The organism is Nonomuraea polychroma, assembly GCF_004011505.1.
GTDB lineage: Bacteria > Actinomycetota > Actinomycetes > Streptosporangiales > Streptosporangiaceae > Nonomuraea > Nonomuraea polychroma.
Genome location: NZ_SAUN01000001.1, coordinates 5436840 through 5458005 on the forward strand (window position 1 = coordinate 5436840; position 21166 = coordinate 5458005).

A 21166-nucleotide genomic window follows, 5' to 3' on the forward strand; every position below is an offset into this window, starting at 1 on the left:
TGGCCAGCCGCGACCGTGCGCCTGGCGGACCTCATCGGCCGAACCGACCTCATCCAAACCCCGCAGACCGGACCGGACCCCGCGGCGGGTCACCTTCCACGGGCACAGCGTGGATGAATAGTCCAAAGCAGCACCTTGGGTTTTCATAGCGACTATGAAGGGTTCACATCAGTTCATCGATCTGGCCAGGATCAGCGCCGTCGTGTTCGACACCGACGGGGTGGTCACCGACACCGCGCGGGGGCATGCGGCCGCCTGGAAGCACGTCTTCGACGCCTTCCTGCGCGGCCGCTCGGGGCCGTTCGACATCCGCGACGACTACCTGCGCCACGTGGACGGGCGGCCGCGGCTCGACGGCATCCGCACGTTCCTGGCCTCGCGGGGCATCACGCTGCCCGAGGGGTCGGCGGACGACGAGCCCGGCGCGGCCACCGTGCACGGGCTCGGGCTGGCCAAGGACCAGATCTTCGTGGCGCAGGTGGACAAGTACGGGGTGGCCGCGTTCCCGGCCACGGTCGCCCTGCTGCACGAGCTGCGGCGGCGAGGCGCCCGTACCGCCGCCGTCTCCCCCAGCCTGCACGGGCGCAAGCTCGTGAACGCGGCGGGCGTGGCGCACCTGTTCGACGAGCTGATCGACGGGGACGACGCTGCCCTGATGAACCTGCCGGGCATGCCGGAGCCCGCCCTGTTCCTGGAGGCGGCGCGCCGGCTGGACCTGCCCGCGGACAGGATCGCGGTGGTGGCCGCGGCGCTGCCCGGGATCGAGGCGGGCAGGAAGGGCGGGTTCGGGCTGGTGGTGGGGGTGGTCAGGGAAGGCGGCGGCCCGGAGGAGCCACGTGATCGGGGGGCCGAGGTCGTGGTGTCCGGGGTGGGTGAGCTCGAGGTGCGCGGCAGGGTCCTACCCTTGACGTCGTGACCGTTCTCATCGACCCGCCCAACTGGCCGGGGCCGCGCGGCCTGATGTGGTCGCACCTGGTCAGCGACGCCTCGCTGGAGGAGCTGCACGACTTCGCGGCGCGGCTGGGGGTGCCGGGGCGGGCGTTCGACCGGGATCACTACGACGTGCCGGAGACCGTGCACGCGCGGGCGGTGTCGCTGGGGGCCGAGGCGGTCAGCTCGCGCGAGCTGTTACGGCGGTTGATCGCCGCGGGCCTGCGCCGCCGCAAGCGCCACTCACCCCGCTGAGCCCTGCCCTTCCGTGAGGCCGGCCAGCTCGGCGGTCATGTTGGCGCGGGCGCGTTCCTCCCACAGACCGGCCGCCTGGGCGGTGCGGTAGAGGCGCGGCGTGGCCAGCAGGCGGCGCAGCACCTCGGCGCGTCCGGCCCTGAACAGGTCGTCGGGCACATGGGCGTACTCCTGGCGGATGGCGGCGGCGTAGGCCTCGTATCCGGGGCGGCCCAGGACGGCCAGGTCGGCGTCGCACAGGACCGCGCCGTTGGCGTCGCCGTCGGCCAGGGTGTCGTGGGCGGCGGTGAGGCGTACCAACCTGGCGGCTTCGGCGACCCGGGTGGCGGGCACGCCGCACCTGGACAGCCTGGACTGGGCCAGCTGGGCGCTGCGTTCCTCGTCCCAGCCCGGCCTGCCGTCGTACACGGCGTCGTGGAACCAGGCGGCCAGCCGCACCGCCGCCAGGTCCTGGGCCTCGCCCGCCAGCTCGTCGACGGCGTCGAGCACGGCGGCCAGGTGGGCGAGGTCGTGGTAGCGGCGGTGCGGCTCGGACCACCGGGCGATCAGCTCGGCACCCAGGGCGCGCGAGGCCGCGGAGCCGCCCACGAGCGCCTCCCACCGGCCGGCGAGTGTCTCCCCCGAACGACCGGCCGCCCTCCGGCCCGCGGCGCCCGCCCTCCGCTCGCCCGCCGCACCCCTGCTCATCGTCCCCACCACGACACCGCGGCGCCGTCCGCCACCCCGCCGGTGGCGGGAGCCGCACGGCCGGTCGCCGGACCCGGACGGCCGGGGGGCGGGGTCGGGGAGGCGGGGGGCGGGGCCGGGTGGTCGATCACCATCCCACCGTACGCGCCGTCCCCTTTGGTAGCGTTCTGGGCATCGACGCGGCACCGAAGGAACCACGGCGCCTGCCCCGGTGGCGGGAGCTGCGCACCGTGTTGCCCGGCCGGCCGCGGGTGGGCAGGGCGCGGCGCGTGGCGGACGCGGCGGACGTCGAGGATCTGCGGCGGCTGGCCATGAAGCGGGCGCCGCGGATGGTCTTCGACTACGTCGACGGCGCCGCCGAGGGCGAGCGGTCGATGGCCAGGGCGGTGGAGGCGTTCGGGCGGGTGGAGTTCCGGCCGCGGGTGCTGCGGGACGTCGCCGAGGCCCCGACCGCGGTCGAGATCCTCGGCAGGCGGATCGCGATGCCGGTCGTGCTCGGGCCCACCGGATTCACCAGGATGATGCACCGGGCGGGCGAGCGTGCCGTGGCGCGGGCGGCGCAGCGGGCGGGCGTGCCGTACACGCTGTCCACCATGGGCACCACGACCGCCCAGGACGTTGCGGCCGCGACGCCCGGCGGGTGGAACTGGTTCCAGCTGTACGTCGTGCGCGACCGCGCCCGCAGCCTGGAGACGCTCGCCCTGGCACGCGAGGCGGGCATGGACGTTCTGGTGGTGACCGTGGACGTGCCGGTGGCCGGGGCGCGGCTGCGTGACGTGCGGCACGGCCTGACGGTCCCGCCGTCGCTGCGCTGGCGCAGCGTGCTGCAGGCGCTGGCGCGGCCGGCCTGGTGGTTCGACTTCGTCACCAGCGAGCCGCTCAGGTTCGCCACGGTCGAGGGTGCGCCGGAGGACTTGGCCGGGATCACGAACATGATGTTCGATCCGTCGGTGACGATCAAGGACCTGGAGTGGATCAGGTCGGCCTGGCGGGGGCCGCTGCTGGTCAAGGGTGTCCAGCGGGTGGACGACGCCAAGGATCTGGCCGCCGTCGGGGTGGACGGCCTGGTGGTGTCCAACCATGGCGGGCGGCAGCTCGACCGCTCCCCCACGCCGCTGGAGCTGCTCCCCGAGGTGGTCGACGCCGTGGGTGACCGCACGGAGGTCTTCCTGGACGGCGGCGTCCGCAGCGGGGCCGACGTGGCGGCCGCCGTCGCGCTGGGCGCGCGGGCGTGCTTCATCGGCAGGGCCTACCTGTACGGCCTGATGGCGGGCGGCGAGGCGGGGGTGACGCGGGTGCTCGACCTGCTGCACGCCGAGCTCGTACGGACGACGCAGCTGCTCGGCGTGGCCGGCGTCGGCGGGCTCGATCGCGACGTCGTGCGGTTGCGCCCGCCCTGACTTTTGTCGATCCTTGAATTGAGCGACCCGGAGCGTGGCGCCGCCGAAGAAGGGCTCCATCACCAGGGTCGCCGCTCCTAGGGCCACCGGGCGTCCGGTCCCAGCCTGCCGAGCACGACCGACTCCGGGTGGAACGGCTGCGCCAGCGTGTTGGCGGCGGTGGCCGCGCGGATCTCCTCCAGGAGCCGGCCGCCCAGCATGAGCCCGGCCCAGCCGCCGATGACGATGCGCTCGGGATTGAACAGGCGGGCTGCTCCTCCCCACGGCGGCCGAGAGCGGCGAGAGCCCCGTCCTGTACGGCGCCGCCGACGCCTTCCTGCGCAGCCACCCCGGCCGGGACGTCCACTACCTCACCGTGCTCGTGCAGGCCGGCAACCGCGGCCCGGCCGGCGTCCGCACGCCGTACGGAACCGTCGAGATCGCCGCCGCGGACGGCGGCGCGGCGGTGCTGCGCCTGGCCGGCTCGGCGACCTGATCGTCAAAGGCGTCAACGGCTACCTGCCGTCGGCTGTTGCCGCCCGCGTGACGCTGAACGGCGAGACCATCGTCACCGCGGGGCCGGCGGACCTCATCATGCTCGGCGCCCTCTGACACCAGCCCGGCACATCTCCTCAGGGAGGACGCGTATCTGACCGCCGGTGCCGGCTCTCTGCTCCTTCACACGGGGACACGGTCCTCACCGGAAAGGAGAACAGATGGCAACCGGAGAGTTCCAGGTGATGAAAGTACCGGCCGAGCAGCTGGCCGGTGCTCTCCACGGCCAGGTTGTCGATCCGGGCGCGCAACCCACGACCGTCGTCAAGCGTGGCGAGGGATGGACCGTGGACGTGAGCTGGGAGGTCACCGGCGAGCTCGTCGATTGGCTGGCCGGCTGCTGGCAGGTGCAGATCATCGCCGACCTGCTGGGCGGTGGCGAGTCGAGGCATCCTGCGTCCCCCGTGGAGATGACCTTCACACCCGGGTCAGGCCGATATACGGCCTCCATTCCGATGCGCGGTGAGCTCGACGCAGGAACCTATGATCTCGTGGTCAACCTCACCACCACGACCGCCGCCGGCACCGCGGGGGCGCTCGGCGGGTTCGTGGTGCTCAGCAAGATCGTGGTGAAGGATTGATCCGCGCGTGAGGTCAGTGCAGGCGGCGCTCGAGGAGGAGGGCGCCGCGGCCGGACAGCAGGGAGGCGCACCATTCGCGCAGGTCCGCCGGCTTGGGCCCGCTCACCTGGCCTTCGTCCAGCAGGTCCGCCCAGTCCAGCAGGGACTCGGCGAGCATCAGGGGCACCTCGCGCCGCTCGTGCACCTCGGCGGCGGCCTCGAAGTGCTCGGCGGCCCGCCGCGGGTCGCCCATCGTCACGCACAGGTGGGCCAGGTAGTGGTGCCCGCAGTGGTGCGCCACCGTGCTGTGGCCGAACGTCTCCCCCTCGGCGGCCAGCGAGTCGTAGAGCTGCGCGGCCAGCTCCGGCCGCCCCAGCCGGGAGGCGGCCACGGACAGATTGTCCAGGGCGGGCCGGTGCCCCATGGTGCGCGGCGGCACCGCGCCCTGGTCGGCCAGGATGCGATCGAGCAGCGGGCCGGCCTCCTCGTCACCCACCTCGCACAGATAGCGCAGCACCGCGTGCACGGGGTCCACGCGGGGTGCCTGGGCGGCGCGGCGCAGCCGGTCGCGCAACTCCCACAGCCGTCCCTGGAGCCGCCGGATCTCGGCGATCTGCTCGGAGTAGATCGCCATGGCCTCCAGGCGGCGGCCGATCTCCGAGCCGAGCCGCAAGGCCGCCGTCGCCTCCGCCTCGGCCTGCGCCAGATCGCCCTGCATGAGGGTCAGCCCGCTCTTGGAGTAGCCGACCAGCCAGTGCAGGTACGGCTGGGCCAGCCGGTGGGCCAGCTCGTCGGCCTGGGCGAGCAGCGAAGCCGCGCGGGCGGCGTCGCCGCTGTCCAGGACGGGAGGCGTCCGCTGCATGTAGCCGTGGAACAGCACCAGGTCGTCGCCGGTCCTGCGGGCCGCCTCCAGCATCTCGTCGCCGTCGCGGTGGCGCTGGTGCAGCGGATCGGCGGGGATGATGGTGAGGCTGCGCAGGCACAACACCAGGGCCAGCGTGCGCGGGTCACCGGACTTGCGGGCCAGCGCCACGGCCTCGTCGCTCAGCGCGAAGCGGCGCTCCCCGTCGGGTGCCCAGATCAGCTCCGAGGCGAGATGGGCGGCCAGCAGCGCCCTGGTGCTCACGTCGGTGGAGTCGACCAGCCGTCTGGCCTCGGTCAGCAGGGCGATGCGCTGCTGGTCGGGGGCGGCGGAGATGCTGGTGAAGCCGCGGTCGCCGCCGAGCGCCGCCGTGACGATCAGATCGCCACGGCCGCACTCCCTGGCCAGGTCCGCCGCCGCCGCCAGGGTCGGCCGGGCCTCGGGGTGCCCGGCCAGCCACATCGCCGTGCCGCACTCCAGCAGCAGCTCCGCGCGCCGCTCCAGGCCGGCGCCGGGGAAGTCCTTGAGCAGCTCCAGCACCCGCTGGTACCAGGTGACCGCCTCGCGGTGCGCCAGCCCGGCCAGCGCGTGTTGCGCCGCGCGTACCGCCGCCTCCGCGGCCGCGCTCACGCGGGCCGGGTCTCGGCCGTGCTCGGCGGCGGCCAGCAGGTGCGCGGCCACCACGTACGGCCGCGACTCCATCGCCTTCGGGTCCGCCTGGCACAACGCGTCGGCCACCCGCCCGTGCAGCAGCCCGGCACGCAGCGGGGAGAGCGTGGCGTACAGGGCGTTCCTGGTCAGCTCATGCGAGAACCGGCAGGTGCCGCGTGCCGACATGGTGACCAGGCCCGCGCCGAGGGCCTCTTCCACGGCGGCCACGAACCGCGCTTCATCCAGTCCGAGCCCCAGCCGCAGCTCGGCCGATTCCATCCGCTCCCCGACCGCCAGCAGGCTGACCAGGTCCCTGGCGTCCGGGTGCAGCTGCGCCAGCCGGGCCACCACCATCCGGGTGACCGAGTCGGGCACGCTCAGCGCGTCCAGGTCCTTGCCCGCGGCCAGCTCCGTGGCCACCTCGCTGATCAGGAACGCGTTGCCCCCCGTGATCCGGTGCAGCACCTCGGGGTCGCCGCCGGAGCGGACCTCCGACAGCAGGTCGGAGACCTCGCCGAGGCCGAACGACGGAACCTGCACGACGCGGCCGTCGGCGGTCAGCTTGTGCAGCTCCGGCATGGCGGACTCGACCGGCACCGGCCGTGACGTGGCCAGGATGAGCAGCGGCATGGCGTCGGCGTCGTACTTGAGCGCGTTGAGCATCTGCAGCGACTCCAGCGTCGCCCACTGCAGGTCGTCGATCACCAGCAGCACGGGCCGCACGGTGGCCAGCCGCTCGATCAGCGTGCGTGCCGCCGCCATCAGCTGGTAACGCTCCGAGACCGGCTCGGTGGCCGGCGGCACCTGCAGCGACAGCGGCGGCGCGCCGAGCGACGGCGCCAGGCGCACGAGCTGGCCGCACTGCTGGTCGACCCCGGCGCGCAGCAGCAGCGCGGGCGAAGTGCGGGCCAGCCGCTCCACGGCGCCGGCGATCGGCTCGTAAGCCTGCCGCGCGGGATCGGTGCACCGCCCCGCCAGCACCGTGAACTGCCGCTTGAGCGCCTGCCTGGCCACCATGGACGCCAGGCGCGTCTTGCCCACCCCGGGGTCGCCCTGCAGGATCACCAGCCCGCTGCCGAACTCGGCCGCCGCCAGCTCACCGTCCAGCGCCCGCAGCTCCTCGTCCCGGCCCACGAACGGCAGCTCGTGCCCGTTGTCCAGCCACGTGGGCAGCCCGCCGCTCTGGTGGTGGTCGGCGTTCTGCCAGTGCAGCTCGTAGGTGTGCAGCGGTTCGCGCAGCCCCTTGCCCGGCAGCCGCCCCAGGTCCTTGAACTCGTGCCGGCTGCGCCCTTGGGCCAGCCGCCGCACCAGGTCGGTGCAGAGGACCTGGCCGCCTTCGGCGATGGCGACGAGCCGGGCGGCCTCCACCGTCGGCAGCCCGCTGACGTCGTCGTGTCCCCAGCACACGTCGCCGGCGGCGAGCGCGGCCTTGATGGAGATCTTCTCCATCGCCCGCTCGTTCTCGTCCGCGACCGCCTGCTCCACCGCGATGATCGCGTCGAGCCCGACGGTCGCCGAGTCGAACACGGCCATCAGCCCGTCACCCAGGCTCTTGGTGAACGTCGAGCCGTTGGCCGTCACCACGGAGTGGAGCAGCTGGTAGAGGCGGCGGAAGACGACGTTGGCACGCTCCTCGCCGAGCCTGATCCGCAGGGCGGTGGAGCTCACCACGTCGGTGAACAGGATCGTCGCCGTGGTGAGCGTGCCTGGCTCGTGCGGGGCGGTCACGCGCGCAGTCCCTTCCGCCTGACTGCTTTATGCCGGATATTGTGCCGGACGCCGCGGCGGATCTCGCGGGTTTTCACGGCGGTCTTCGACTGCTTGATCCGCCAGGCACGGGCCAGCTCCGCGGGGATGCGGAACGCCGCCTGCCCGCCGGAGTGGCGGTCGATCAGGGCGATCACCATGTCCCGTCCGGCCCGGCGCACCAGCCAGCGGACCACCGAGTCCGCCCGCCGGCCCAGCCACGGCCGCCGGTGCGCCGCCCGCGCCGCCTTGAACAGGGCGGTGAACCACCATGCGGCCGGCGGCACGCCGAGCAGCTCCGGCACCCGGTCGGCGCCGTATTCGGCGTCGCGGAACACCCAGTGCACCAGGCTGCGCGGCAGTTTGCGCCAGCCGAGGTGCATGAACTCCTCCATCTCCTCCAGGAGCCTGGCCATCAGCATGCGGCCCTCGGGGCTGGACTCGTAGAGCCGGCCGAGGCGCTGGCTGACGGGCACCACGTCGTCGAGCGTGAGCGGCCCGTCCTGGCACGCCTCCACACCCATGAGGTGGCCGAACACGCTCCACGTGTAGAGGTGGGCGGCGCGCTGCTCGTCCGTCAGCACCACGCCCATGCTCTCCAGAGCCTCCCACGTCACCACGGAGAAGTCGAAGATGGTGGCCAGCAGGAGCTCCTGGTTGACCGGCGGCCCGAACCGCTCGGTGTCCCAGCTGTCGCCGAAGCGCTCGTCGACCAGGGCACGTACGAACGAGTGCAAGATGCGCAGCCCGATTGCGGTGGTGTGGCCGGGACGGCCGGGCTGCAGGCTGTCGGTGGCCTTCAGCCCCATCACGTCCACCAGCATCTGCCCGGTCTCGGCCACCCGGCGGGTGAGGCTGTGCGTGGCGAGCCGGGACACGCCGGCCAGCACCTTGGCGCTGGACACCTCGACGTACGCCATGGGCAGGCATTTGCAGAACAGCGCGGCCGACTGGTAGAGCCCGTAGTCGGCGAACACGGCCTGCCCCTTGGCCAGCAGCTCCTTGTCGTCGCCCCAGTCGGGCAGGTCACTGGCGAAGTCGAGCGCGTCGAAGATCCGGGAGGCGGGCGGCTCTCCCGAGGGCGCCCTGGCCTCCCGCTTGGCCCGCCCCAGCTCCTCGATCACGGCCCGCACCAGCTCCAGCGGGCCCTTGCCCTCGGGGTGCTCGCTCAGGTAGGCGGCCACCACCTCGTCGACCGCCGGGTCGGCCTGCTTCCTGAGCTGCCGGAACCGCTCTTCCGGCCAGCGCTCATCCCTGTCCAATGGGTCGCTGTGCATGGGGTCGTTGCGATCGTTCATGGTCCCCGTACTCCAGATTCGGTCAGAGCCCGCCCCGCTTGCGCAGGGCGGCGACGTCCAGCAGCGTGATCGTCCGGCCCTCGATGGCGATGAGCTTCCTCGAGACCAGCGACTGCAGGGCCCGGTTGACCGCCGGCCGCGTCGCGCCGATCAGCGCGGCGAGGTCCGACTGCGTCAGCCCCGGCAGGTCCACCACGCCTTCGGTGGTGCCGTGCTTGCCGGCCAGCTGCAGCAGCAGCTTCGCCAGCCGCCCGCCCAGGTCCAGGAAGGCCAGGTCGGCCGCCTGGCCGGTGAGCCTGCGCACCATGTGCCCGAGCATGCGCAGGAACTCGTCGGCCAGCCCCGGATGCTCCCGCATCAGCTCCAGCAGCCGGGCCCTGGGCAGCGCGAACACCCACGAGGGCCGCGCGGTGACGATCGAGGCCGAGCGCGGCGAGCCGTCCAGCAGCGCCATCTCCCCGAAGGTGTCGCCGCGGCCGAGCATGTTGAGCACGATCTCGTCGCCGTGCTCCGTGGTGAAGACGACCTTCACCAGGCCGTCCAGCAACACGTAGAGGGACTCCCCCGGGTCCCCCTGGTGGAAGATGATCTGCCCGGACCGGTATCTCCTCGCCAGCCCGGCCCGCGCCGTGCTCTGGATGCCGCTCTCTCCGAGTACGCGGAACAGCGGGATCTCCGCCAGCACGGCGGCGACCGGCTGGACGTCGTGTGGAACCCCGCTGCGCCCGTTCATGCAAGAACTTTAGGCCGCAATCGACGCCCGGACAGTATCCGGTCAGTGATCTACAAAATGTGACCAGCAACACATCCGGACTGTCACCCCCGAAACAGCCCCACGGGATCTTCAGGCGGACCGTGGGGTTGCCGGCCGGACATGACCCCCCGAGTATCCGGACCGGCAGGGAGTAGAACATGCAGTTGGACACCATCGAACGCCTCGACACGGGCGCGCTCGTGTCGGCCGCGCAGGACGGCGACGCCGACGCCTGGGAGCGGCTGGTCGAGGAGTTCACGCCGATGCTGAAGGCGCGCATCCGCCGCTTCAGGCTCGGCCACGAGGACGCCCAGGACGTGCTGCAGACCACCTGGCTGCTGGCCTGGCAGAACCTCAAGAGCGTGACGGACGGGCAGCGGATGGCCGGGTGGCTGGCCACGATCGCCTTCCGCGAGTGCCTGAAGATCACCAAGCGGACGAAGGAGATCTGCACCCCGGACCTGGACACCCTGGGCAGCACGGATGACGTGGACAGGGAGCTGGCCAGGACTTGGCTGGCCGGCACGCTGAACGAGCTGGTCGAGGAGCTGCCGGACGCGCAGCGGGTCCTGTTCAGGGCGCTCACGGAAACCTCCGAGCCGCACTATGTGGACGTGGCACGCAGGCTGGGCAGGCCGGTAGGGAGCATCGGGCCCACCCGAGCCCGCTGTTTCGCGAAACTACGCGGACTCCTCCAAGCCCGCGAGATCACCAGGGACTTCCTGGACTGAACTACTTGCTCGCCGGGTCAAGCGGGATCGCCTCCAGGAACGGCTCGAAGTCGAAGTGCGCCATCTCGTACGCGTCCGGGTCCGTCTCGGTCGGGTAGCGGTAGACCTTGCGCCGGATGGTGGGCAGGGCGGGGTCGTTCTTGAACATCTCGCTGACGGCCTGGGGCACGAGCCCGCGGCGCATCTCCTCGGCGAGCCCGTCGGCGACCTTCTTGTCGAACGGCACGTCGTACAGGGCGCGTACGTGCTGGTAGACGCGGAAATAGCTGACGATGAAGCGCATACGGTCGGGGTAGGACACCCAGTTGGCCACCCCGGCCGTGGACGCCTCCTGGTCCTCGGTGATGAACTCCTCGGCCAGCTTGCGCACCTTCTCGTGCTGGATCGGCGCCCACACCTTCGCCATGTCCACGCCCGCGGGCGCGGTCAGCGGCGTGCCGACCTTGATGTCGCTCAGCGGCGTCTGCACGGCGAACAGGTGGCGGGTGTAGAGCCCGGCCCACAGCTCCTCCAGCGTGCGGGTCAGCCACGGCTGGTCCTCGTGCCGGGCGGCGTAGAGGCGGAACCTGGGGAACGGGCGGCGGGTGATCAGGGAGAGCAACGACCGCCACGACACCCGGGTCAGCCACCTGACCGGCCGGTAGAGCACCAGCTCCAGCGCCTTCTGGGCACGTTTCTGCTCGTACGCCGACAACGCGATGTTGGCGCCCAGCATGAGCTCGGCCCGGACCGCCGGGTCGGTCGCCTCCTTGGCCTCCAGCAGCAGCTGCGCCGCGTCCTTCAGGTAGCGGGGGTCGGCCTTCTCCAGCAGCTCGGTCAGGAACTCGGGCGGCGTCGGCGTCAGGTCCGACTCCGGACTCACCTTCAGGAACCGGTCGGGCGTGTCCTTCCACAGGTTGACCGCGAGGCTGGCGGTCTCGAGGAAGATCGCGCGGTTGGCGAGCGCGAGGCCGAGCTGGTAGCTGGGGCCCAGCAAGGTGAGCAACGTGGCGCGGAAGAGCCGGCGGAACCGGCGCGGCACCCTGAGCTTGCGGCCGAAGTCCTCGATGAACGGCGAGGCGGGCGTGAGGTCGAGGCTCTCGCCGACCGCCTTGGAGGTCCAGGTGGCGTAGCAGTACCAGTTGTTGGCGTCCTTGCCGAGGTGCTCGGCCAGGTCGCCGGCGACGCGATGGTAGGCGTAGGCGATGACCATGGCCTCGAGTGCCGGGCTCCGGTCCTTGTAGGCCGCGATGCGCAGCACGTCGTCCGCGGTCATCCGAGGGTCGGACATGTGGTCTCCCGTTTCGCTGGTCCCGTCGCCTCACGGAGTTAAGAGCGCCCCCGCGGGCGTCAGATACAGGCCGGCGGCCGGCTTTGCCTCCCCGTGGCCGCCGCCGGGGCACCGAGCGTAGGAGGGGGCACTTGCGAAGGGCTTGCAAAAGGGTCGATCAGCGGATCGCTCAGGGGGCGAGGGTCTGGCCCGCCTCGATGGCCTCGCGGACGCTCCTGGCCAAGGTGTCCTCCAGCGCGTCACCGTGGGCGGCCAGCGCGCGCATGCCGTCGGCGTCGTCCGTGTGGGCCAGCAGCTCGCGGTATTTGTCGTTGTTGTCCAGCGCCTCGCGGGCCCGCAGGGCGGCGTCGGCCTCTTGGACGCGGCGGGCGTACCGCTCCAGGCCCTCGACCCTGGCGGTGACGGCGGCGACGGACCGGTTCAGCGCCTCCTGCTGGGGCTCCAGCACCGCCAGCAGCTCTGGCGTCACCACGCCCTGCCTGGCCCGGTGCTGCTCGTCCTGCAGGTGCGTCTGCGTCCGCAGCAGCGCCGCGATCTCCCAGACCTGGCGAGGCAGCAGCACCTCGTTGGCCAGGCCGTCCAGCAGGCGACGGCGCATGACCTGGGAGGAGTAGACGGTGGTGACGGCCTGCCTGGCGCGTTCCAGCAGGGCCCGCGAGGGCGGGGACAGCTCGGACACGATCACGAACCGCTCGGGGCCGGATGCGTCCGGCCGGTCCTCGGCGAGCCTGGGGATGAAGCAGTCGAGGACGGCGAGGCGTTCCTCCTCGGTCAGCGCCGGGTCCATGACGAGATCGACCGTGCGCCTGACGTGGTCCCGTTCCCTGGCGAGCAGGCGGCGCTCCTCGGCGGCGAGCGCTCTGCGGCGTAAGACGTCGTGCCCGACGACGATGCCGCAGAGGAGGAGGGGAGCGAGCAGCACCGCGAGCACCACGTCCGGGGGGCCGACCCACACGTAGAGAGTGACGCCGGTGACGACGACCGCGCTGAAGGCGGCGATCGACGCCAGCGCCAAGCCGCAGCCTCTGGCCACACCGTCCCCCTCTGAGCGAGTTCCCGCAGTGCCCTGAGTGCCACAATAGCCGCGGATTTCGCGAAGATCAGTGCTTTCCGAGGTCAGCGCAGGTACGAGGCGCCGTTCAGGTCGAGGACGGCGCCGCTGGCCCATTCGGCGGCCGGCGAGGCCAGGTACAGGACGGCGGCGGCGATCTCCTCCGGGCGGGCCACCCGCCCGAACGGGCTCTGCGCCCGGATCGCATCCCCGCGGGGTGCCTTGAGGTGCTCGTTCGTCATGTCGGTCTCGACGAACCCGGGCGCCACGGTGGCGACCGCGATGCCGCGCGGCGCGAGCGCGATGGCCAGGGACTGGCCGAACGCGTTCAGCCCCGCCTTGCTTGCGCCGTAGGCGGGGCTGTCGGGCTCACCGCGGAAGGCGCCGCGCGAGGAGACGTTGATGATCCTGCCGCCGGCGGGCATGTGCTGGAGCGCGCACCAGGTGACGTCGGCGGCGCCGGCCAGGTTGACGTCGAGGGTGCGCCGCCAGGCGGCCTGCCACTGCTCGTAGGTCTGCTCGGTGATGGGGTGGTGGAGGAAGATCCCGGCGTTGTTGACGAGCACGTCGATCCGGCCGAGCGCTCCGGCGGCGGCCTCCACCATGCGGCGCACGTCCTCGGGGTCGGCGAGGTCGGCCTGGACGACCGCGTGGCCCTGGCCGGGCAGCGCGCCGAGCAGGTCGCCGGCCTCGGCGGCCGAGTCCCGGTGGTGGATCGCGACCCGGTCGCCCTGCTCGGCGAACGCCGCGGCGATCGCGCGTCCGATCCCTCTCGACGCGCCGGTGATGAGAACTCCACGTCCGCTCATCCGCCGCACATTAGCCCATGGTCCGCACATCACCCCGACCGGGCCACACGCCAGTGCGGCTCCTTCGGGGGAGGCGGCGACATCCCACCACTCCAACCCACACCGCACGCCGACGCAGGCCTTCGGGCGAGCGACATCCCGTCTCCGCCACCGCACGCCGCACTGCGGCACGGAACCTTTGGGAGAGGTGGCGGCGCGGTCGCTGCGGAAGGAAGGGGCACACAGGCCACCGCCGATGCGCGCAGGCGCGGCACCGCCGCAGGCCCCTCGGCGAGCGAGCGACGTCCCGCCTCCCCGACCCCCACGCCGGCGCGGGGCCTGCGGGGGAGGTGCGGCCGCCGCGGGAGGACAGGGGCGCTCGACGAGGCGGCGTCAGGCCGGACCGCGTGATCGGCACGTCGGCCGGCGCGCTCAACGGCGCGATGATCTCGGCGGTGCCGGACGAGGCGGTGGCCAGGCTGACGGGCCTATGGCATTCCGACGGGGGCCGCACGGCGTTCGCCGATCGGTGGCCGCCTCGGAAAGGGGGCCGGGGCGACGTGGCGTGGGCGGCAGCGGGTCAGAAGCCGCCTGAGCGGCGCAGGGGTGGTGGGCGGCCGTCCGGGTCGATGGCGAGCCGGTACATCGGCAGGGCCAGCAGCTTCTGGAGCCGCGACAGCGTCGGGGAGGGGTGCGGGCGCAGCCGGCCGGGCGGGCGCGGCCCCGTGCGGCCGCGCCGGTGCCAGTCCTCCAGGCGGGACGCGGCGCGCGCGAACGCCTCGAAGGCGGCGACCGGGTCGCACAGCCGGTCATGCTCGTCCGAGGGCAGGTCCAGATGCTCGGCCATGAGAGTCAGGCGCAGGTCGCGGGCGAACCGCAGCGCGCCACCCGGCGGGCGGGGATCCTCGCGCTCGTCCAGCACCGCGCAGCTGAGCTCGGAGTCGTAGGTCCAGGAGCGCAGGTTGACGTTGTCGGAGCCGACCTCGGCCCAGACGTCGTCCACCACGCACACCTTGGCGTGCACGTAGATCGGGGTTCCCGCGTGGTTCTCCAGGTCGTACACGGCCACCCGGTCGCCCCCGGCCGCGCGCAGCCGCCGCAGCGCGTCCGCGCGGCCGATCAGGCTGGCGGGTGCGGCCAGCCAGCCGTCCTGGTCCGGGTGACGCGGCACGACGACGATCATGCGGAGTTCCGGCTCGCGCTCCAGCGCCCGCGCGAACGGCTCGATCACGTCCGTCGACCACAGGTACTGGTCTTCGAGGTAGATCAGCGAGCGGGCGCGGGCCAGCACCTTGAGGTAGGCGTGGGCGATGCTGCGCTCGCCGTGCGGCGCGAACGGGTAGTGGCGGCGCAGTGCCGGATAGGTGCGCAGCAGCTGCACGGTGTGGTGGCCGGCGCGGGGCGGCGGCGGCCCGGGCGCCGGCAGGGCCGGGGCGTCGTCGAGACGTTCGACGTGGTCGCGCAGGCGGCGCAGCGGGTCGCGGGTCTCCGGGGTGGGGTCCTCCCAGCGTTCGCAGAACACCTGCTCCACCTCCGCCACCGCGGGGCCGCTGATGGCGAGCTGGACGTCGTGCCAGGGCGGGCGGGGACCGTACGCGGCGGGCATCGGGGCGCGTTGCGGGTCGCCGGCGTGGGTGGCGTCGTCGCGGCGGCTGTGGCACAGGTCGATGCCGCCGACGAAGGCCACGTCCCGGCCGGGGTCGCGGTCGTGGCGCAGGATGACGAATTTCTGGTGGTGTGAGCCGCCATGCTTCGTCCGCGTGTCCAGCAGGGCCTGGCCGCCGGACCCTTCGACCTCCTCGCCCAGGTGGCGGTTCTCGGCCGAGCTGAAACGCAGCTTGTCCAGGTGGGAGCGCCAGATGAGGCCGCGGACGAGGGCGCCCCGCTCGGCCGCGGCCGTCATCGCCGCGCCCACGGTGGGCCCGTGGGGGGTGAGGCGCTCATCGGGGTCGCCGCGCCAGTCGGCGAACAGCAGCAGGTCGTCCTTGCCGAGCGCCTCCAGGCGGGACTTCAGCTCGGCGAAGTAGGTCGCGCCGTGCACGAGCGGGCGCACGTCGTTGCCGGTCGACCAGGGTTCGAGCCGGGTCGCCCCGTTGCCTCGTTCCTCCTCGGTGAGGAACCAGTCCTCGATGCGCATCGGCGTCCGGCTACCCCGGTAGCGAGTCCCTACGCGGGCTCCGCACAAGCGCCGGCCCGAGCCCGTACCCGCCGCCCACGAACCGGGTGAACAACCGCTCGCTGTCAGAGGGAGTGTGGGCGGGCGATGCTCAGAGGTTGCTCAGAGCAACCGGGCCAGTAGGGCGCGTTTGTCCGGCTTTCCGCCGGTGGAGACCGGTACGCCGGCCACCGTCGTGATCGTCTTGGGGCCGCTGTCCTCGCCGAGCTCCGCCCTGACCAGCGCGGACAAGGCGGAGGGGTCCGGGATGCGGCCGGGCGGCGGGACGACGAACGCGTGCACGGCCTCGCCGGTGTCCTCGTCGGGGGCGCCGGTCACGTACGCCTCCGCCACGTCGGGGTGGGAGGCCAGGACCCGCTCGATCGGGCCCGCGTACACGACCATCGCGTTGACCATGATCACATCGCGGGTGCGCCCGGCCAGGTGCAGGAAGCCGCTGTCGTCCAGGTGACCGAGATCGCGGGTGTTCAGCCAGCCGTCCCGCAGCGTGTCACGGGTCTCCTCCTCCTCGCCCCAGTAGCCGGCCATCACGTACGGGCTGCGCACGTGGATCTCGCCGGTCAGCCCCGGCGGCAGCTCCCAGCCGTCCTCGTCGCGCACGCTGATCTCTACGCCGGGATGCGGCCGGCCCACCGAGTCCAGCCCGCGTCCGGCGGCGATGTGCTCGGGCGTGAGCATGGCGACGTTGCCCGCCTCGGTCTGCCCGTATCCCTGGTAGACGACGGGGCCGAGCCGCTCGGCCGCGGCGGCCAGCCGCTTGGCGCTGATCGGCGATCCTGACACCATGAGCGCCCGCAGGCTGCCGACGTCCGCGGGCCGCTCCTCCAGCAGGCGCAGCATCTGGAACAACCTCGGCACGGTGATGATGGAGCCGGTGATGCGGTGCCGCTCGATCGCGTACGGGAACGGCGGCCGCCCGTCCTCTTCGGGGATCACCGCGGTGCCGCCGCCCAGCAGGCACGGCGCGACGAACTCCATCACGACCATGCTGGCTAGCGTGCCGAACAGCAGGTAACGCTCGAAGTCCCGGGCGAAGGCGGCCGCGAACGGCCCCCACGTGCGTGGCTGCCACGCCCAGTGCTCGCTCAGCGCCCGGTAGGTGATCGCGCAGCCCTTGGGCCGGCCGGTGCTGCCGCTGGTGAACATCAGCGCGGCCACGTCGTCAGGCCGGCCCTGCACCGTGAGCGGGCGGCCGTCGTCGGGGTGCGCCAGCAGGTCGACCGCCTCCGCGCACGGGCCCAGGGACAGCGCGGGTTTCACCATCAGCTCGGGGGCGGCGGTCGACGGGTCCACCAGCACCGCGTCCACGTCCATGCCGAGCACGTGGGCGAGCTGGGCGGGGGTGTGGCCGGAGGGGATGCCGACGACGCGGCAGCCGAGCGCGTGCGCGGCCATGTGGGCGGCGAACGCCTCGGGCGTGAGGGCGGTGCGCACCGCCAGCGCCCGGCCGGGGCCCAGCCCCGCGTCGGCCAGCGCGCCCGCCAGCCGCCGTATGAGGTCCAGCAGCTCGCCTCGCGAGACGGTCCGTCCTGCGTGCTCGAAGGCGGAGGTGCCGGGTGCGGCGCGCAAGGCGTCGAGCAGGGGGTGCGGGAAGAGCATGGCCGGGCTCCTCTGGGCATCCGGTGTCGTCGTAGAACTGAACTCACGGTAGAGGGCGCGGATCAGAGGCGCATCAGAGATGCGATGTCCGGGAGCCTTCCGTGAGCATGGATGTCCGATAGATCGCACCGCGATGAGTTCACGCGTTCCGGCCTGACGGATTCGGCTCCGGAGGAACATCAAAAGGACCACATCCCGTGTTGGAGATGTGGCCCTTGACGTTGGTGGGCGATACTGGGATCGAACCAGTGACCTCTTCGGTGTGAACGAAGCGCTCTCCCGCTGAGCTAATCGCCCGCCCGCCGGTCCCTCGCGGTGCCGACGGGGAAAACCATACCGCACTCTGGCACGTGCTGGCGAAGCGAAAGTGATCGGCGGGGGGATCCGGGGGATGACTGATGGCAGCAGGGAGGGCGATGGGAGGGATTCAGGTGAAAGGCGGCGGTTGCCCACCGGCACCGGGGGTCGGTGACATACCATCGTCGTGTTCCGGAAGGAGTCGGTCGCGATCTTTTCTCGAGAAAACGTTCATGGTCGGCGCTCCGGGGCAGGCTCCACAGGACGCAAAACCCTTGCAAATACGACCCGATTGATGCCGTTTAGCCAGGTAGATGCCTAAATGTCCAGCTGTGATGTGCGTTACAGAAGGCCCCTGAGGCGGAATCTTTCCTACAGGTTTCTTCGTTCCGCGTCATAGCTCAGGACGAAGTCCGTCAGAGCAGTGAAAGCCCCGAAGAGGGGACCTACGACGAAAAGGTTTGGCTGACGATGAACAGCACCACCGTCTCCGCCGAGCTTGGCCTTCGGCTTGTGGTCCCCGACCGTACTACCGTCCCCCTGCTCGCCGGACTCAGCTACACGGCCGACGATCCGTACGCCATCCGTATGGCCTTCCACGTAGGGAACGACGAACCGGTCGAGTGGATCTTCGCCCGCGAGTTGCTCACCGTGGGCATCGTGAGGCGTGTCGGCGACGGCGACGTGCAGGTGTGGCCGGCGCGCGCCGACGGCGAGCGCACCCTCCACATCAGCCTCACGTCACCGTTCGGGCAGGCGCTCTTCGAAGTGCCCCTCGCCCCGCTGACCGAGTTCCTGCACCGCACCTACGAGAAGGTGCCGGCGGGGCGTGAGACCGACTTCATGGACCTGGACGCCGAGCTGACGAACATGCTGTGGCCTTCTTGATCCACCCCCCACAGGCACTCTGACGGCCTCGCCCGCACGACGGGCGGGGCCGTCTCCTTTCGGCCCCATGCCCTTCTCCAGGGCTAGGAGGGCAGCGACTTCGACAGCTCCCGCATCCGGGCGATCTCGATGCTCTGTCCCGAGTACACGTCCTTGGCCAGCATCCGCATGCGCTGGTCGCGGCCGTTCGCCAGTTCCTCCCCCGCCATCTTCACCGCCCCCTGGTGGTGCCTGGTCATCAGCTGCAGGAACAGGCGGTCGAAGGCGGTCCCCCTGGCCGCGCGCAGTGCGTTGAGCTCCTGCGTCGTCGCCATCCCGTAGCCCGCCGCCTGCTCGTGCGCGTGCTCGGCGGGGGCCTGGCGACCCAGCGCGGTGAGCCAGCCGCTCATGGCCTTGATCTCCGGTGTCTGGGCGGCCGTGATGGCGCCGGCGATGGCGCGGATCGCGGGCGTGGTGGTGCGGTCCTTCACTAAGGAGGTCATTTCCAAGGCCTGGCGGTGGTGCGGGATCATGGCCTCCGCGAAGCGTACGTCCGAAGCCACCGCCGCCTTCGGCGGCTGCCCGATCCGCTCCCCCGGAGTCGCGGTACGGGCAGGCGCCCCCGGGCTGCCCGGCACCAGCACCGGCGCCTCCGTGCCGATCGGCCTGACGGGCTGGGCCGGTGGCTGAGAGCAGGCGGCCAGGACGAAAGTCGTCATAACCGTGACGAAGACCGTGCGCGACCGCGAACCTACTGACATAGCTTCCATACTGACCTACGAGACAAAGGGGATACGCGTTGATCTCTGCAAAGTTGCGCGGAGCGGTGGTGTGTACGGCGTTGATGCTGGCCTCCGCCTGCGCGGCCGGCCCACAGGCCTCAGAGGAGTCGCCGGCACAGCCGACCACACTGCAGGAGACCAGCGCTCCAGCCACCGCATCCGCCGCGGCCGGTGGCGTCATGAAGAGTGACAACGTCGAACACGTCGCCCACGCGCCCAGGACCGCCCCCTTCACCGGGCCTGACAACATCAACACGGACCTGGCCTTTCAGGGCGACTACGCTTTCGTGGGCAATTTCGGCGGTTTCTCCATTTACGACATCTCCGATCCCACGAAGCCGCAGATCGTGAGCCAGGTGTCCTGCCCGGCGCAGCAGAACGACGTCACGATTTACGACAATCTGCTGATCCTGTCCATCGACGAGCCGACCGGCGGCCCGGAGTGCGACGCGGCCCGGAACGAGCGCTCCTGGGAGGGCCTGCGGATCTTCGACGTGAGCGACAAGAAGAGCCCGAAGTACGTGGGCGCCGTCCAGACCGAGTGCGGCTCGCACACCCACACGATGGTGCCCAACCAGGACAGCCTGTACGTGTACGTGTCCTCGCCCGGCCCCGAGCCCGACTCGGAGACCTGCCCGGCACCCCACGAACTCATCCAGATCGTGGAAGTCCCGCTTTCGTCGCCTCAATCCGCAAAAATCGTGGCGAAGCCGAATATCTTCCCTGAGCGGCAACACTCCGAGTTCGCCTCCGGCTGCCACGACATCACCGCCTACCCGGAGAAGAACCTGGCCGCGGCCGCCTGCTTCGGCGACGGCGTGCTGCTCGACATCTCCGACCCGGTCAACCCGAAGGTGCTGCAGCAGCTCACCGACCGGGAGAACTTCCAGATCTGGCACTCGGCGACGTTCAACAACGACGGCACGAAGGTGGTGTTCGGCGACGAGCTCGGCGGCGGCGGCCAGGCCACCTGCGACCGCAACACGCCGAGCACGAAGGGCGCCAACGCCGTCTACGACCTGGTGAACGGCAAGCTGGAGAAGCGGGGCTACTTCAAGATCCCCAGGGAGCAGCAGCCGAACGAGAACTGCGTGGCGCACAACGGCTCGCTGATCCCGGTGCCCGGCAAGGACATCATGGTGCAGGCGTGGTACCAGGGCGGCGTGTCGATCTGGGACTTCACCGACTCGGCGAACCCCAAGGAGATCGGCTACTTCGAACGGGGCCCGGTCCAGGGCGAGATCATCGCCGGCTCCTGGTCGGCCTACTACTACAACGGCTACATCTACTCCAGCGACATCACCGAGGGCCTGGACGTCCTGGAGCTCAACGACCCGCTCACCGACCCGGCCAAGAAGGTCACGATGGACGACTTCAACGTCCAGACCCAGAAGTCCTACTGATTCACTGGGGCCAGGAATGCGCCGACCGCGCCGCCGCCCCCGTGATGGCGGCGCCGTCGAGCCACACGTGCTCGGGCGGGATGCCCGCCCACGGCCATTCCACGGTCAGCAGGAAATCCTGGGGCGGCGGCAGGGGAAACAGCCACAGGGGCATCTGGTAAAGAGTGAACGACGCGTCGCCGCGGACCCCTCCGGGGAACCAGGAGAGGCTCGGCGGCGCGCAGTCGTGGTCCTTGCCGGAGTCCACTTCGACGCCGTCCGGATAGCGGAGCGTGACGTGCAGCGACGTGCTCTCCTCGCCGGAGAACGCCGAGTCGAGCTGCAGCGCCAGGCTGCGGGGCGCGGTGGCGTTGCGGGCCACGACGTCGAGGTTCAGCAGGCAGCCGGTGGCGTACGCCTGGATCATCGGCAGCCGGACGGCCAGGACCGGGGTGCGGGCGAGCACACGTTCCACGGAGACGACGGCGCCCATCTCGGGGATCGGCGGCAGCGGCGCGGCGCCGCCCGGCCCGCTCATGCTCCCCA

Annotated in this window: 19 protein-coding genes and 1 tRNA gene; 7 read left to right on the top strand and 13 right to left on the bottom strand. The window is 71.7% G+C overall.

The genetic code is table 11. The annotated features are described in order from the left end of the window. Window positions 1-154: 154 nt before the first annotated feature. On the top strand, window positions 155-916 hold the full coding sequence (locus tag EDD27_RS24780) for an HAD family hydrolase (RefSeq protein WP_127934505.1): 762 nt from the start codon (window positions 155-157) through the stop codon (window positions 914-916). Continuing rightward, window positions 913-1185, top strand: a complete 273-nt coding sequence (locus tag EDD27_RS24785) for a DUF4031 domain-containing protein (RefSeq protein WP_127934506.1) — start codon at window positions 913-915, stop codon at window positions 1183-1185. The genes EDD27_RS24780 and EDD27_RS24785 overlap by 4 nt, the downstream gene beginning before the upstream one ends. Here EDD27_RS24785 and EDD27_RS24790 read toward each other — a convergent pair. Further along, window positions 1174-1872, bottom strand: coding sequence for an HD domain-containing protein (locus EDD27_RS24790; RefSeq protein WP_241564236.1), 699 nt, complete (start codon window positions 1870-1872; stop codon window positions 1174-1176). The two genes, EDD27_RS24785 and EDD27_RS24790, sit on opposite strands and share 12 nt — an antisense overlap. Window positions 1873-1991: 119 nt before the next feature. On the opposite strand from EDD27_RS24790, the gene EDD27_RS24795 reads away from it, so the two are divergent. After that, window positions 1992-3272, top strand: a complete 1281-nt coding sequence (locus EDD27_RS24795; RefSeq protein ID WP_241564237.1) for an alpha-hydroxy acid oxidase — start codon at window positions 1992-1994, stop codon at window positions 3270-3272. A 77-nt stretch (window positions 3273-3349) separates the two neighbouring features. On the opposite strand, the gene EDD27_RS57905 is transcribed toward EDD27_RS24795, so the two are convergent. Then, window positions 3350-3472, bottom strand: a complete 123-nt coding sequence (locus tag EDD27_RS57905) for a hypothetical protein (protein ID WP_277750749.1) — start codon at window positions 3470-3472, stop codon at window positions 3350-3352. Window positions 3473-3967: 495 nt separating this feature from the next. Here EDD27_RS57905 and EDD27_RS24805 point away from each other — a divergent pair, with 495 nt between their 5' ends. After that, window positions 3968-4387, top strand: a complete 420-nt coding sequence (locus EDD27_RS24805) for a hypothetical protein (protein WP_127934507.1) — start codon at window positions 3968-3970, stop codon at window positions 4385-4387. 13 nt (window positions 4388-4400) lie between these two features. Here EDD27_RS24805 and EDD27_RS24810 read toward each other — a convergent pair whose 3' ends face one another. From EDD27_RS24810 to EDD27_RS24820, 3 genes are read right to left on the bottom strand one after another with little or no spacing between them, the layout of a single operon-like run. Beyond that, window positions 4401-7607, bottom strand: coding sequence for an ATP-binding protein (locus tag EDD27_RS24810; protein ID WP_127934508.1), 3207 nt, complete (start codon window positions 7605-7607; stop codon window positions 4401-4403). After that, on the bottom strand, window positions 7604-8923 hold the full coding sequence (locus EDD27_RS24815; protein ID WP_127934509.1) for an oxygenase MpaB family protein: 1320 nt from the start codon (window positions 8921-8923) through the stop codon (window positions 7604-7606). The genes EDD27_RS24810 and EDD27_RS24815 overlap by 4 nt, the downstream gene beginning before the upstream one ends. A 22-nt stretch (window positions 8924-8945) precedes the next feature. Beyond that, window positions 8946-9656 carry a Crp/Fnr family transcriptional regulator gene (locus EDD27_RS24820; protein ID WP_127934510.1) on the bottom strand — a complete coding sequence of 237 codons (711 nt, stop codon included), beginning with the start codon at window positions 9654-9656 and terminating at the stop codon, window positions 8946-8948. Window positions 9657-9835: 179 nt separating this feature from the next. On the opposite strand from EDD27_RS24820, the gene EDD27_RS24825 reads away from it, so the two are divergent. Further along, complete coding sequence (locus tag EDD27_RS24825) at window positions 9836-10408, top strand: RNA polymerase sigma factor (protein ID WP_127934511.1); 573 nt, start codon at window positions 9836-9838, stop codon at window positions 10406-10408. Window position 10409: 1 nt separating this feature from the next. On the opposite strand, the gene EDD27_RS24830 is transcribed toward EDD27_RS24825, so the two are convergent. The 6 genes from EDD27_RS24830 to EDD27_RS24860 all read right to left on the bottom strand — a co-directional run bounded on the left by EDD27_RS24830 (window position 10410) and on the right by EDD27_RS24860 (window position 17589). Further along, on the bottom strand, window positions 10410-11678 hold the full coding sequence (locus tag EDD27_RS24830) for a hypothetical protein (protein ID WP_127934512.1): 1269 nt from the start codon (window positions 11676-11678) through the stop codon (window positions 10410-10412). 169 nt (window positions 11679-11847) lie between these two features. Continuing rightward, window positions 11848-12711: a hypothetical protein gene (locus EDD27_RS24835; protein ID WP_127934513.1), complete on the bottom strand. Its 864-nt coding sequence runs from the start codon at window positions 12709-12711 to the stop codon at window positions 11848-11850. A gap of 83 nt (window positions 12712-12794) precedes the next feature. Continuing rightward, window positions 12795-13538, bottom strand: coding sequence for an SDR family NAD(P)-dependent oxidoreductase (locus tag EDD27_RS24840; protein ID WP_127934514.1), 744 nt, complete (start codon window positions 13536-13538; stop codon window positions 12795-12797). Window positions 13539-14097: 559 nt separating this feature from the next. Then, window positions 14098-15654: a phospholipase D family protein gene (locus EDD27_RS24850; protein WP_127934515.1), complete on the bottom strand. Its 1557-nt coding sequence runs from the start codon at window positions 15652-15654 to the stop codon at window positions 14098-14100. Between the two features lie 141 nt (window positions 15655-15795). After that, window positions 15796-17292, bottom strand: coding sequence for a class I adenylate-forming enzyme family protein (locus EDD27_RS24855; protein ID WP_127934516.1), 1497 nt, complete (start codon window positions 17290-17292; stop codon window positions 15796-15798). Between the two features lie 222 nt (window positions 17293-17514). Next, window positions 17515-17589 (bottom strand) — tRNA-Val (locus EDD27_RS24860). A 471-nt stretch (window positions 17590-18060) separates the two neighbouring features. On the opposite strand from EDD27_RS24860, the gene EDD27_RS24865 reads away from it, so the two are divergent. Then, window positions 18061-18477 (top strand): SsgA family sporulation/cell division regulator, encoded by a 417-nt coding sequence (locus EDD27_RS24865; protein ID WP_020547189.1) that lies wholly within the window; start codon window positions 18061-18063, stop codon window positions 18475-18477. Window positions 18478-18560: 83 nt separating this feature from the next. On the opposite strand, the gene EDD27_RS24870 is transcribed toward EDD27_RS24865, so the two are convergent. Then, entirely contained in the window at window positions 18561-19175 is a 615-nt protein-coding gene (locus EDD27_RS24870) for a DUF305 domain-containing protein (RefSeq protein ID WP_127934517.1), read from the bottom strand. A gap of 125 nt (window positions 19176-19300) precedes the next feature. On the opposite strand from EDD27_RS24870, the gene EDD27_RS24875 reads away from it, so the two are divergent. After that, window positions 19301-20641 carry an LVIVD repeat-containing protein gene (locus tag EDD27_RS24875; protein ID WP_127940930.1) on the top strand — a complete coding sequence of 447 codons (1341 nt, stop codon included), beginning with the start codon at window positions 19301-19303 and terminating at the stop codon, window positions 20639-20641. A 1-nt stretch (window position 20642) separates the two neighbouring features. Here EDD27_RS24875 and EDD27_RS24880 read toward each other — a convergent pair whose 3' ends face one another. Then, entirely contained in the window at window positions 20643-21158 is a 516-nt protein-coding gene (locus EDD27_RS24880) for a hypothetical protein (RefSeq protein ID WP_127934518.1), read from the bottom strand. Window positions 21159-21166 lie beyond the last annotated feature (8 nt).